Annotated in this window: 11 protein-coding genes; 5 read left to right on the top strand and 6 right to left on the bottom strand. The window is 63.1% G+C overall.

Annotated features, from left to right (window positions below):
• Positions 1 to 232: 232 nt before the first annotated feature.
• The 5 genes from F2P45_RS32840 to tal all read right to left on the bottom strand — a co-directional run bounded on the left by F2P45_RS32840 (position 233) and on the right by tal (position 6,063).
• Positions 233 to 1,201, bottom strand: a complete 969-nt coding sequence (locus F2P45_RS32840; protein WP_166882414.1) for an ABC transporter permease — start codon at positions 1,199 to 1,201, stop codon at positions 233 to 235.
• A 3-nt stretch (positions 1,202 to 1,204) separates the two neighbouring features.
• Positions 1,205 to 2,287 carry an ABC transporter permease gene (locus tag F2P45_RS32835; protein WP_166882413.1) on the bottom strand — a complete coding sequence of 361 codons (1,083 nt, stop codon included), beginning with the start codon at positions 2,285 to 2,287 and terminating at the stop codon, positions 1,205 to 1,207.
• Positions 2,284 to 3,813: an ABC transporter ATP-binding protein gene (locus F2P45_RS32830; protein WP_166882412.1), complete on the bottom strand. Its 1,530-nt coding sequence runs from the start codon at positions 3,811 to 3,813 to the stop codon at positions 2,284 to 2,286. The genes F2P45_RS32835 and F2P45_RS32830 overlap by 4 nt, the downstream gene beginning before the upstream one ends.
• Positions 3,814 to 3,908: 95 nt before the next feature.
• A complete protein-coding gene (locus F2P45_RS32825) occupies positions 3,909 to 4,904 on the bottom strand; it encodes a BMP family lipoprotein (RefSeq protein ID WP_166882411.1) in 996 nt (331 codons plus the stop codon).
• Positions 4,905 to 4,983: 79 nt separating this feature from the next.
• Positions 4,984 to 6,063, bottom strand: coding sequence for a transaldolase (tal, locus tag F2P45_RS32820; RefSeq protein WP_166882410.1), 1,080 nt, complete (start codon positions 6,061 to 6,063; stop codon positions 4,984 to 4,986).
• Positions 6,064 to 6,546: 483 nt separating this feature from the next.
• Between tal and F2P45_RS32815 the strand changes: the two genes are divergently transcribed.
• Positions 6,547 to 8,838, top strand: a complete 2,292-nt coding sequence (locus F2P45_RS32815; protein WP_229505424.1) for a TonB-dependent receptor — start codon at positions 6,547 to 6,549, stop codon at positions 8,836 to 8,838.
• Between the two features lie 68 nt (positions 8,839 to 8,906).
• Complete coding sequence (locus F2P45_RS32810) at positions 8,907 to 9,212, top strand: hypothetical protein (protein WP_166882409.1); 306 nt, start codon at positions 8,907 to 8,909, stop codon at positions 9,210 to 9,212.
• 264 nt (positions 9,213 to 9,476) lie between these two features.
• Here the strand turns inward: F2P45_RS32810 and F2P45_RS32805 are convergent, their stop codons facing one another.
• Complete coding sequence (locus F2P45_RS32805) at positions 9,477 to 10,016, bottom strand: hypothetical protein (protein WP_223164883.1); 540 nt, start codon at positions 10,014 to 10,016, stop codon at positions 9,477 to 9,479.
• Between the two features lie 744 nt (positions 10,017 to 10,760).
• On the opposite strand from F2P45_RS32805, the gene F2P45_RS32800 reads away from it, so the two are divergent.
• The 3 genes from F2P45_RS32800 to pcp are packed head-to-tail and all read left to right on the top strand — an operon-like array spanning position 10,761 to position 13,050.
• Positions 10,761 to 11,453, top strand: coding sequence for a DUF969 domain-containing protein (locus F2P45_RS32800; protein WP_166882407.1), 693 nt, complete (start codon positions 10,761 to 10,763; stop codon positions 11,451 to 11,453).
• A complete protein-coding gene (locus F2P45_RS32795; RefSeq protein ID WP_166882406.1) occupies positions 11,450 to 12,409 on the top strand; it encodes a DUF979 domain-containing protein in 960 nt (319 codons plus the stop codon). Before F2P45_RS32800 ends, F2P45_RS32795 begins: the two co-directional genes overlap by 4 nt.
• On the top strand, positions 12,406 to 13,050 hold the full coding sequence (gene pcp / locus F2P45_RS32790) for a pyroglutamyl-peptidase I (protein ID WP_166882405.1): 645 nt from the start codon (positions 12,406 to 12,408) through the stop codon (positions 13,048 to 13,050). The genes F2P45_RS32795 and pcp overlap by 4 nt, the downstream gene beginning before the upstream one ends.
• Positions 13,051 to 13,182 lie beyond the last annotated feature (132 nt).

Here is a 13,182-nt window from a genome sequence, read left to right as displayed (position 1 = left end):
CCGCCGCCCCGCACCGGCGCCCGGCGGGCCGCGTGCCACCCCGCCCTGTCCGGCAGGGGCGGTGGGGGGTAGCGAACCGGCGCACGCGGGAACGGCGGGGGGCGCGGCGCCGATCGGGCGCCGCGCGGGAGCACTGAGGTATTCGCCGGCGCCGAACAGCGCCGCCAATCCCAGTGTGAGCAGGCAGGCGAAGGCGGCGAGGCCGCGCTTCGCCACGCGGCTTGTCAGCACCTTAGCGCGATTTGACGAACGGTTTGCCGATCGCTTTCGGCGCCACCGATTTGGCCATCAGGCCGGCCAGCACGATCACGGTCACCAAGTACGGCACCATCTGGATCAGCGAGCCCGGAATGCGCCCGATGCCCGGCAAGTCCACGCCTTCGATCTGGATCTGCACCGCACTGAAAAAGCCGAACATCATGCAGCCGAGCGCCGTGTACATCGGACGCCAGTTACCGAACACCAGCGCGGTCAGCGCCAGGTAGCCCGCCCCGGCCGACATATCGCGCAGGAAGAAGCCACTCTGCACGATCGCCAGGTAAGCGCCCGAGAACGAGCACAGGATGCCGGCCACCAGCATCGCCATGTAGCGCGTGGTGGCGACGCTGACGCCGGCCGCATCGGCCGCGTGCGGGTTTTCGCCGCAGGCGCGCAGGCGCAGGCCGAAGCGGCTGTGGTAGATCACCCAATGCACCAGCGGGATCAGCGCGAACGCCAGGTACACCAGCGCCGAATGGCCGCCGATCACGTGGCCGTAGAACCAGCCGATGAAGGGAATGCCTTCGAGCGCCTGGGTGCCCGGCAAAACGATGTCGAACAGGCGCGCCTGGCCGAGGTCCGGCGTGCGGCCGCCCTGCTGGTAGAAGAACTGCGCCAGCACGAAGGTCAGGCCGCTCATGGCGATGTTGATCGCAATGCCGCCCACCAGCTGGTTGCCCTTCTGGGTGATGCTCACGTAACCCTGCAGCAGCGCCAGTGCGGCCGATACGGCCACCCCGGCAGCCACGCCGTACCAGGCGTTCTGCGTGGTGAAGGCGACGGCGGCCGATACGAACGCGCTGGCGAGGATTTTGCCCTCTAAGGCGATGTCGACCACGCCGCTGCGTTCGGCGAACAGGCCGGCCATCGCGGCGAAAATCAGGACCGGCGCATTGCGGATGGTGGAGACGACAATGCTGGATAAATGGAGGTCTTCGAACATGGCTTATCCTTTGCGAATGTTAAGCAGCTTCAGGACAGCGGGCGCATACAGATTTTCCATCGCGCCGCAGAACAAAATGATCAGCCCCTGGATGAAGATGAAGGTCTCCTGCGGGATGTTCGGTTTTTCCAGCGACAGGTCGAAACCGCCCTGTATCAGTGCACCGAACAAGACGCTCGACAGGAAGATGCCGACCGGGTGCTGGCGTCCCATCAGCGCAATCGCGATGCCGATGAAGCCGGCGCCGGCCGGGAAGTTCAGGCTCAGGTAATGGGTCGAGCCCATGACCGAATTGACCGCGGCCAGGCCGGCCAGTGCGCCCGAAATGAGCATCGCCACGATGATCATGCGGCTGATCGACACGCCCGCGTAATGCGCCGCGTTTTGATTCAGGCCGGTGGCGCGCAGCTGGTAGCCCCACGAGGAGCGCCATACCATCATGCCGTAGACGACCAGGGCGGCGATGGCGATCAGGAAGCTGACGTTGAGCGGGGTGTCGCCCAGCACCGGGAACCATTCGTTCAGGCGCGGCATGGCGCCGGCTTCCGAAAACACGCGGCTGGCCGGATTTTGCTGGCCTTCCGGGATCAGGTACTTGACGATGATGAAGTTCATCAGGCTGGCCGCGATGAAGTTGAACATGATGGTCGTGACCACCACATGGCTGCCGCGCTTGGCCTGCAGGAAGCCGGGCAAGAATGCCCAGGCCGCGCCGAACACCGCGCTGCCGATCATCGCGGCCGGAATCAGCAGCCAGGCGGGCAGGGAGTGGTCGAGCGTGAGCATGACCACGGTCAGCCCCAGGCCGCCAAGGTACATCTGGCCTTCGCTGCCGATGTTGAACAGGCCGGCCTTCATGGCGATCGACACCGACAGGCCGGTGAAGATGAAGGTACTGGCGTAGAACAGCGTGTAGCTCAGGCCCTCGGGGTTGATGACGGCGCTATCGATCAGGATGCGCAGCGATTCGGTCGGGCTTTCGCCGAGCAGGTGGATCACCAGCGCGGCCACCAGCAGTGCCGATAGCAGGTTCAGTACAGGCAGGACAAACGCGCTTGCCCAGCGTGGGAGTTCGGTCGTTTTCATGTTTTGTGCATCCCGCCCATCAGCAGCCCGATGCGGGTAGTGTCGAATTCTTCAATCTTGAGTTCACCGGTAATGCGTCCGCCGGACATGACAATGATGCGGTCGGCCAGCGCCCGCACTTCTTCCAGCTCCACCGATACCAGCAGGATCGCCACGCCTTCGTCGCGCATCTTGAGCAGCTGGGTGTGGATGCTTTCAATGGTGCCGATGTCGACCCCGCGGGTCGGCTGGCCGACCAGCATCAGCTTCGGCTTGGCCGACACTTCGCGCGCGATCACCACCTTTTGCTGGTTGCCGCCCGAGAGCAGGCCGATACGCAGGTCCGGATTGGCCGGACGCACGTCGAAGGTCCTGAGCAGATCGCCGCAGCGCGCCGCGATGGCCTTGAAGTCGAACAGGCCCCAGCGGTTGCAGACCCGGTCCTGGTAGCCGAACACGGTGTTCTGCATGACCGAAAAATCCTTGATCACGCCATCGCGCAGCCGGTCTTCCGGCACGTGGCCGATACCGAGCTTGCGGAAGGTGGCCGGCAAGCCGTCGGCGTCGGAGCGGCCGCTGTAGGGCAGGGCGCTGCCGAGGAAGTCGACCTTGCCGCCGCTTGGCAGGCGCATGCCCGACAAAATCTGCATCAATTCGCTCTGGCCGTTGCCCGACACGCCGGCAATGGCCACGATTTCGCCCGCGCGCAGGGTGAAGTCGATATCGGCCAGCAGGCGCACGCCGGCGGCGTCCTGCAACTGCAGGCTTGACACTTCCAGCACGGCGGCGCCCGGGTTGTATTGGGCCCGCGGCAGTTCGCCCTGGATCGGGCGGCCCACCATCATGTTGGCCAGTTCTTCTTTCGAGGTGGCGGCGGTGTGCACCGCGCCGACCACGCGCCCGGCGCGCATCACGGTCACCTGGTCGGTGATCTCCATGATTTCGCCCAGCTTGTGGGTGATCAGGATGATGGTCTTGCCCTGCTCCTTGAACAGGCGCAGGATCTCGAACAGCGACGCGGTCTCCTGCGCGGTCAGCACGGCGGTCGGTTCATCCAGGATCAGGATGTTGGCGCTGCGGTAGATCTGCTTGAGGATCTCGACGCGCTGCTGGGCGCCGACCGACAGGTCTTCGATCTTCGCCAGCGGGTCGATGTCGAGCCGGTAGCGGGTGCAGATGTCGCGCAGCTTCGCTTCGACGGCGGCGCGCTGCGAGGACAGCTTGAAGCCGCCCTCGGCGCCCAGCATGACGTTGTCGAGCACCGTGAAATTCTCGACCAGCATGAAGTGCTGGTGCACCATGCCGATACCGAGGGCGATCGCCTGTTGGCTGGTGCGGATGTCCTGGGCCTGGCCGTCGATCAGCAGGGCGCCGCTGTCGGCATTGTAGTAGCCGTACAGGATGCTCATGAGGGTCGACTTGCCGGCGCCGTTCTCGCCGATCACGCCATGGATCGAGCCCTTGGCGATGGAGAAGCTGACGTCGGCGTTCGCCTGCACCGCCCCGAAGGCTTTGCAGATATTGCGAAATTCTACAGCTGGCTGCATAGCGGTCAGTGGTAAGAGATAAAGGTAAATGAGTTCAAAAGCGCGCCGGACCAGTCAAGACTGGCGCGGCGCGCTTTTCTGGAGTGCGGGGAAAATCAGACCGGGCAGCTGCTTCCAACGCGGTAGTCGACGACCTTGACTTTGCCGCTGATGATATTGGCCTTCGCTTCATTGACGCGTTTTTCGATTTCCGGCGTGACGACCGCGCGGTTATCCTTGTCCAGCGCCCAATCGACGCCGCCTTCTTTCAGGCCTTTGTGGGTAACGCCGGCTTTCCAGGTGCCGTTCTTCACTTGCATGAAGGAGTCGTAGATCGCCAGGTCGACGCGCTTGACCATCGAGGTCAGCATGGTGCCCGGATGCAGGTAGTTCTGGTTCGAGTCGACGCCGATGGCCAGCTTGCCTTTTTCCTTGGCCGTCTGCAGGGTGCCCATGCCGCTGCCGCCGGCAACGGCGAACACCACGTCCACGCCGCGGTCGAACTGCGCGCGCGCCAGCTCACCGCCCTTGGCCGGATCGTTCCAGGCTGCGGCGGTGGTGCCGACCATGTTCTGCATGGTCTCGATTTTCGGATTGGTCGCTTTGGCGCCCTGGGCGTAGCCGCAGGCGAAAGTGCGGATCAGCGGAATGTCCATGCCGCCGACGAAGCCGATTTTTTTCGACTTCGATGCGATGGCGGCGGCCACGCCGGCCAGGTACGAACCTTCTTCTTCCTTGAACAGGATCGAGTTGACGTTGTTACCCTTGGCCACAGCATCGATCAGCACGAAGCGCACGTTCGGGAACTCCTGCGCGACCTTTTGCACGGCCTGGGTCTGCGAGAAGCCGACCGCCGCGATCAGGTCCATCTTCTTGCGCGCCAGGCCGCGCAGCACTTGCTCGGCCTGGGTATCGCTGCTGGCCTGCGCCTCGATGTATTTGATATTGGTCTCTTTTTTGAAGCGTTCGGCGCCTTCAAAAGCGGACTGGTTGAACGACTTGTCGAACTTGCCGCCGGCGTCGTACACGATGCCCAGTTTTGGGTCGGCAGCTGTGGCGCTGGCCGCGACGCACAGCGCCGCGATCGTGATACTAAGTTGCTTTAATTTCATGACTTCACTCCTGGAAAGCGATATTGTACCCGGCACACCGGCTGCGATGGGGCGAAAGGAATGCGTAAGCTTAACGACACTAAGCAAGCAAAGCCAGCAAATTGGCGTGTGCTTGCTCGAATTGTGTCAGGCCGGCGCGCAAGAGGTCGTTACCAATTGTATCGAGTGCGATGCCGTGGCGGCCCAATTGCGTCAATACGGCGCGCGCGCCAACGACATCATCGTCGAGCGACAGGCGCGCTTCGCCGTGGTCGCGAAACGCCGCCAGGGTCGCATCGGGAACCGTATTGACGGTGTCCGCGCCGATCAGTTCTTCAACGTAGGTCACATCGCGCATGGCCGGATTTTTTACCCCGGTGCTGGCCCACAGCAGCCATTGCGGCGTGGCGCCGAACGCGCTGAAGATGGCAAAGCTGCCGTCGTTGCGGAACTCATGATAGGCCACGCGGGCGGCCGCAATCGCCGCCTTGCCGCGCAGGGCGCTGGCGGCGGGCGGCAGCAGCGCGTCGACGGCGGCGTCGACCCGGCTGATAAAGACGCTGGCCACGCTGGCGATGCGCTGCACCGACAGTTTCGCTTCCAGGCGGCGCGCCAGGCCGCGCCGATGCGCGGCGCGAACGGCGGCCAGTTGAGCGGCGCTGAAAATGAGGGTGACGTTGACGTTGATGCCGGCGTAGATCACTTGTTCGAGCGCCGCGATGCCCGCTTCGGTGGCGGGAATCTTGATCATCGCATTCGGGCGGCCGATCGCGGCCCACAGGCGCTGTGCGTCGGCCACGGTGCCGGCGCAATCGTGCGCCAGGCGCGGCGAGACTTCGAAATTGACGAAGCCCGCATGGCCGCCGCTGGCGCCGTACAGCGGCGCGAACAGGTCGCACGCGGCCTGCACGTCGGGCAGCACCAGTGCTTCGAAACGCGCTTCGGGGTCGGCGTGGGCCGCGCGCAAAGCAGGCAGCGCGGCCTGGTAGGCGGCATCGCCGCGGATCGCGTTGTAGAAAATGGAGGGATTCGAGGTCACGCCGCAAATGCCGTCGTCGGCGATCCAGCGCGCCAGCTGGCCCGAGCCGATCAGTTCGCGGCTGAGGTTGTCGAGCCAGATTTGCTGGCCCAGGCCGGCCACGGCGTTCAGGCGGCTGGCGGATGCACTAAGTTGGTTCATGGCAATTTTCCTGGCGGGCTATGTCGTATTGTTGCAACAACTCATGTGGCGAAAATCACGCGCCGCATAGCGCGTCTTTTGTGCAGAACCTTGCTCGTCCAGGCCCCTCTGGCGGGGCCGGCGTGGTCGCCATGTTCGCTACGCCCGGAAGTACGTACAGCTAGGGAATATTGCGCTGCGTCAAATGGCACAGGCACAGCTTCAGAACTATGCATCAGCACTAATATGTATGGCAAATACGATTTTGCTTCGTCATTTATATGATCGAAATATAAATGAAAACGCAATTACCATGATTTCGGGTCAATTCTTTTCATGCTAGGATGCCCAGGCAGCAACAAAATACGGACGGAAACGCAGTCGCAGCAGGGTGATCGGGGCCATTTTGTGCGCTGCAAGGCGCTGCCAGCCGAGGTTGCCATGCCGATGCGAACCGGGACGCAGGTTTCATCAAATGGTTCATCGACCTAAGGAATTACCTACATGACAATCAAGAGCAAGCAGTTCGCCACCCGTTCGCTGATCGCCCTGGCCGTCGCCAGCGCCTTTCCGCTGCACGCTGCGATGGCACAGGACAAGCCAGCCGAAGAAGCCAGGCCGCAAGCCGGCCAGCTGGAAACCGTCATCGTGACCGCGCAGCGCCGTTCCGAGAACATCAAGGACGTGCCGATGGCGATCACCACGCTCAAAGGCGAAAAGCTCGACGTGCTCACCTCCGGCGGCCAGGATATCCGCTTCCTGTCGGGCCGTTCGCCAAGCCTGAACATCGAATCCGACTACGGCCGTTCGTTCCCGCGCTTTTACATCCGTGGCCAGGGCAATACCGACTTCGACCTGAACGCATCGCAGCCGGTCGGCCTGGTGGTTGACGACATCGTGCAGGAAAGCCCGATGCTCAAAGGCTTCCCGGTGTTCGACGTCGACCAGGTCGAAGTGCTGCGCGGCCCGCAGGGCACCCTGTTCGGCCGTAACTCCCCGGCCGGCGTGATCAAGTTCGACTCGGCCAAGCCGGTCATCGGCAAGCAGGAAGGCTACGCCACCGTCGGCATCGGCAACTACCGCGCACGCAATCTGGAAGGCGCGCTCAACCTGCCGATCAGCGACACCGTCGCCGCGCGCATTTCGGTGCAGTCGCAGAACCGCGGCGACCGCGTTCACAGCGGCCGTCCGGGCAACGGCACCAAGAGTTTCGAAGGCTACCACGACGACGCGCTGCGCCTGCAAGTGCTGGTCAAGCCGACCAGCGCCTTCAGCGCCCTGTTCAATGTGCACGCGCGCGACATGGATGGCAGCGCCACCCTGTTCCGCTCGAATATCCTCAAAAAGGGTACCAATGAACTGGTCGACGGCTTCGAATACAGCCGTTACGACACCGATGGCATGAACGAACAGCGCCTCAAGACCGAAGGCGCCAGCATGCGCCTGCGCCTGGATCTCTCCGGCGTGACGCTGCACTCGATCACCGGTTACGAGTCGGCCGACTTCTACAGCCGCGCCGACGTCGACGGCGGCTACGGCGCCGTGTACGCGCAGCCGATGGGCCCGAGCTACGCCAACCAGGCCGCCTTCATCCCGTTCGTGGTCGAAACCGCGGACGTGCTGCCGAGGCACCGCCAGTTCACCCAGGAGTTCCGCGCGGAGTCGGTCAACAGCGGCCCGCTGCAGTGGATCGCCGGCCTGTTCTACTTCAACGAAGACATCCAGATCGACAGCATCAGCTTCGACTCGCTGGCGCCGGGCAATCCGCTCAACCCGTTCTACGCGACCCAGTTCCAGGACACCAAATCGTGGGCGGCGTTCGGTTCGCTGAACTACACCGTGTCCGACAAGTTCAAGCTGCGCGGCGGCCTGCGCTACACCAACGACAAGAAGAACTTCGCCGCCAAGCGGGTTGAGTTGACCACCGCCGGTCCTTTCGGGATCAGCAACGAGTCGACCAACGTGAGCTGGGATATGTCCGGCACCTACGCGCTCAGCGCCGATTCCAACCTGTTCGCCCGCGTCGCCACCGGCTACCGCGCACCGAGCATGCAGGGTCGCCTGAACGGCCTGGCCGATCGTCCATCGTTCGCCGAAGCCGAAAAAGTGCTGTCGTACGAAGCCGGCATCAAGCAGGACCTGTTCAACCGCCGCGCGCGTTTGTCGGCCAGCGTGTTCCAGTACCGCGTCAAGGACAAGCAGCTGACCGCCGGTTCGGGCCAGATCAACATGAACCAGTTGATCAACGCCGACAAGGTGACCGGCCAGGGCGTGGAACTGGACTTCCAGGCCAACCTGTCGGACGCACTGCGCATGACCCTGGGCGGCAGCTACAACAACACCGAGATCAAGGACTCCGACCTGTTCGTGCAGACCTGCGGCAATGAGCCGAACACCAAAGGCGTGAACGGCTGCACCCCGACCGGCGTGGCCGGCCCGTTCGCGTACACGCAAAAACTGAACGGCAATCCGCTGCCGCGCGCACCGAAGTGGCAAGGCAACTTCACCTTGCGCTACAGCGTGCCGGTGGCCGATGGCGAATTCTTTGCGTACACCGACTGGGCGTACCGCAGCACCTACAATATGTTCCTGTACGAAGCCAAGGAATACAAAGCCAAGGCGCTGGTCGAAGGCGGCCTGCGCATGGGCTACAAGTGGGACAACTACGAAGTGGCGGCATTCGCGCGTAACATCACCGACAAGGTGCAGTCGGTCGGCGCGATCGACTTCGACAACCTGACCGGTATCGTCAACGAGCCACGCACCTTGGGCGTGCAGATGAAAGCGACGTTCTAAGCATCGCTCCGACGTAGTCACCGGCCCCGCATGTCGCAAGATGTGCGGGGCTGTTTTTTTGGAAGATCATGAAATCAATCCCTATCCTGGTCGCCGGCGCGGCGCTGTGCGGCGTCTGCTCGCTCGCCGTGGCGCAGGCCAGACTTGACCCGATGTGCGGAGTGATCGACAGTTTTGCCGAAGATATCGCAGCCGGCGAAAAGCGCTCGATGGAACTGGAGACCAAATACGGCGGCGACAATATCCTGCCGTCGAAGAGTTGCAGGCCCTCCGCCATGGATGCGAAAGGCCGGGCGGTCTGCGAGTGGACCCAGAACGCGTATCAAGCCCACCTTTTCCTCGACCGGCGCGGACTCGCCGAGCCTGGCGCGTAGCAGGGCGATGTTGGCCGCGGTGGGGGCCGGCGGCGTTATACGTAACTTCTCGATTGCACTGATGCGCGCCTCCGCGCTCCCGGCTGCGGCATACGCCTGCAGCGCGGCCTGGGCGCTCTGAGCGGCCTGGGCAACCTGGGCACCTTGCGCGCCCTGAACTGCACGTTGAGGCGCAACTGGCAGCCCGCCTTGCGCGTTCACCGCATCCGAGAGTAGCGTCATGGATGCGATCAATATCAATGAAGATGTTTTCATGCGAGGCTCCTAGTTAAACGACTTCAATTTGTCAAACACGGTCGTGGGCAGGACCGGCGGCTTGAACAGCGTATCGACGCGATCGCTCCACAACGATTGGGCCCTCGTCCACGGCTGGACGTATCGCGTTCCCTGCCTCAACATGACGCTGACGAACGTGTCGCAGCGAAACGAGCCGCGCTTGGCCTCGTGGTATTTGTCGGCAAACTGGGCGGTCCGGTAATCCGGCAAGAGCGTGTAGTCGACGCCGAGCCTTTCCTGCTGTTCGGCGTAGCGGACGATGGCTTCCCGTGCCAGTAGCGAGATATGCTTTTCGCCGTTGGTCGGGCAAAAGGTTTCGTAGCAGGTCGGCTCGATCACGCCGTCGGGTATATGCGGTCTGGCCGTTCCCCAATAGCGCGCGATGCTCTTGAAATCATTGAGGTTGACAAGCTTGATCGCGTTGTCGCCGCCCTCGCTGGCCTCGATGACGTGCTCGCCGTTCCACAGGCCGATATGGCCGACGAAGCCGAGCGGAACGCTGTGGGTGTCGAGTTCGCGCCCGACCACATCGCCCTTTTGACGCGGCTGTAGACCACCAGGTTGCCGTCGTCCTGGATGCTCAGCCACGCGCCCGGATTGCGGTCGGTGCCGGTACTCCACAGCGGTACGGCGAACTTGCTGTACTCGACGAAATTGCCATCGGCTTGCATGAGGGCGAACTCCCCGTTCTTGCTCATGCGATAGCGTACCAATCCATCCTTGCGGTACATGACCAAGCTACCGTCGGACTGCATGTTGAGCGTATAGGCCCCCTGCGGCGACTGGAGGTACTGGCCGCGCTGAAGTAGGTCATTGGGGCTTAGCGTGCTGGCGGCGACGCCTGGCGTGGCGATACACGCTAGACAAACACCAAGTATATTCTGTTTAGTACATGGCATTATCTTCTCCCAAAATTGATGAAATAGCTGATCGCGCACGAACTGGCCAGGCGACCGCTCAAGACTTTTATACCCCCGTGATTTGGCGCTTGCAATCGGAGCGCGAACCATATTTTCCGGCCCTGTTTCAAGTCAATTTCCGCCTATAAAAGATTCCCGCAGCGATCCATCATCGTCACAACTTGCATCAACTATTTCGAAAAGTAACAGGCAGCAGGCCGGCATCCAGGTCGAGTACCAGTTCAATTCGCGCTACGACAAGCGCTATTTCGTCGCTGTCCGCATCACCGGCGCTGAGCCCGAAGAAGAATAGGCCGCTACGCCGGTATCGGGTAAGATTCCCCGGCCCCCTGAAGGGTCTACCGGAGAAACCATGCAAACAGCTGTGAACCTGTGGCCGCTCATCGGCGTCGCCGTCATCATCGTCGGCTTCGTGCTGCGCGTGCATCCCGTGCTGGTGGTCGTCGCCGCCTGCGGGGCCACCGGCCTGGCGGTGTCGATGCCGGTCGAAGCGCTGCTTGCCTCGCTCGGCACCGCCTTCATCAAAACGCGCAACCTGCCGATGATCCTGCTGCTGCCGCTGGCCGCCATCGGCCTGCTCGAACGCTTCGGCCTCAAGGAACACGCGCAGGCCAGCATCGCCAAAATCAAATCGGCCACCACCGGCCGCCTGCTGATCGTCTACCTGTTCGTGCGCGAAGTCTCGGCCGCGTTCGGGCTGACCAGCCTTGGCGGCCACCCGTCGATGGTGCGCCCGCTGGTGGCGCCCATGGCCGAAGCGGCCGCCGAAACACGCAAGGGCAGCATCAGCGACCAACTGCGCTACCGCATCCGCGCCATGTCGGCCGCCACCGACAACGTCGGCCTGTTCTTCGGCGAAGATGTGTTTGTCGCTTTCGGGGCCATCGTCCTGATGCAGACCATTCTTGCGGCCGAAGGCATTCCGGTCAATCCGCTGCACATGGCCATGTGGGGCATTCCCACCGCGATCACCGCCTTCATCATCCATGCGTGGCGCCTGCACCGTTTTGACGCCGAAATCGCGCGCGACGGAGGGGCCAAATGATCATCCTGCTCGACTACTTCTACCTGGCGCTCGGCGCCATGCTGGCCGCGTCCGCCGTCATGTCGCTGCGCGACAAGGCCAATCCGCGCCGCTATTCGAGCGCCTTGTTCTGGGCGCTGTACGCGGCGGTCTACCTGGTCGGGGAACGGCTGCCGCCGGCAGTTGTCGGTGTGATCATGATCGCGATGGCCCTCATTGCCGGCTGCGGCGGCGTCACCCTGGGCAAATACGGGGTGCGCACGGCCGACGAAAAAACCACCAGCGCGCGCCGCCTCGGCCACCTGCTGTTCATTCCCGCCTTGATCATCCCGGTCGTGACCATGATCGGCTCGACCCTGCTCAAGGACGTGCAGATCGGCGGCCTGCTGCTGCTCGAAACGAAGCACATCACCCTGGTCAGCCTGGGCTGCGCATCGGTGCTGGCGGTCGGCGCGGCCTGCTGGCTGACGCGTTCCACGCCGCTGCAGGGCATGCGCGAATGGCGCCGCCTGACCGATGCCGTCGGCTGGGCGGTGGTGCTGCCGCACATGCTGGCGGTGCTCGGACTGCTGTTTGCCGAAGCGGGCGTGGGCAAGGCGGTCGCGCACATCACCACGTCCTACATCAATATGGATTCGCGCTTCGTGGCGGTGGTGGTGTTCTGCGTCGGCATGGCGCTGTTCACGATCATCATGGGCAATGGCTTTGCAGCGTTTCCCGTCATGGCCGGTGGCGTCGGCATTCCGATCCTGGTCCAGCAGTACGGCGCCAACCCGGCGGTGATGGCCGCCATCGGCATGTTCAGCGCCTATTGCGGCACCCTGATGACACCCATGGCCGCCAACTTCAACGTGGTGCCGGTGGTGCTGCTCGAACTGCCGGACAAGCACGCGGTGATCAAGGCGCAGATACCGACCGCGCTGCCGCTGCTGGTGGCGAACATCTTCCTGCTGTATTTTTTGATGGGCCAGAAATGAACAAGACAGTGCTGCTGACGGGCTTCGAGCCGTTCAACAAAGAGACCGTCAATCCGGCGTGGGAGGCGGTGCGCTCGCTGGCCGGCGTCGAGGGCGATGGCTACCGCGTCGAAGTGCGGCAGTTGCCGTGCGTGTTCGGCGCCGCCGGCGATGTGCTGCGCGCCGCGATCGATGCGTTGCGCCCCGACGTGGTGATCGCGGTCGGCCAGGCCGGGGGCAGGGTGGACCTGTCGGTCGAACGCATCGCCATCAATATCGACGACGCGCCCATTCCCGACAATGCGCAATGCCGGCTGATCGACCAGCCGGTGGTCGACGGCGGACCGGCGGCGTACTTTTCGACCCTGCCGATCAAGGCCATCGTGGCCGCCCTGCGCGAAGGTGGTTTGCCGGCATCGGTGTCGCAGACCGCCGGCACCTTCGTGTGCAATCACGTTTTCTACAGTCTGATGCACCAGACGGCGGGCATGGATATGCGGGCCGGCTTCATCCACATTCCCTACCTGCCGCAGCAGGCCGCGGCCCACCCGGGTGCGCCCAGCATGGCGCTGGCCGAGGTGGTGCGGGGTTTGACGATTGCGCTGGAAGTGGCGCTGGCCGCTGGCCTTGATGTGTGCGAAGGCGGCGGCGCAGTCGCCTAGCCTGGATTTTGCATAAAAAAGGGCAAGAATGCCGTAAGTGATTGATAAAATGTGAGTTATCTAGAAACACAGCTATCAACAAAAACGCCACCTTGCCCGACATGAATTCTACCTCAGAGCAGCTCCGTTTTG

It is taken from the genome of Massilia mucilaginosa (genome assembly GCF_011682145.1).
Taxonomy (GTDB): Bacteria; Pseudomonadota; Gammaproteobacteria; order Burkholderiales; family Burkholderiaceae_D; genus Telluria_A; species Telluria_A mucilaginosa.
The sequence above is the reverse complement of the archived record's forward strand: the minus strand, read 5'-3'. Positions and strand labels throughout refer to the sequence as shown.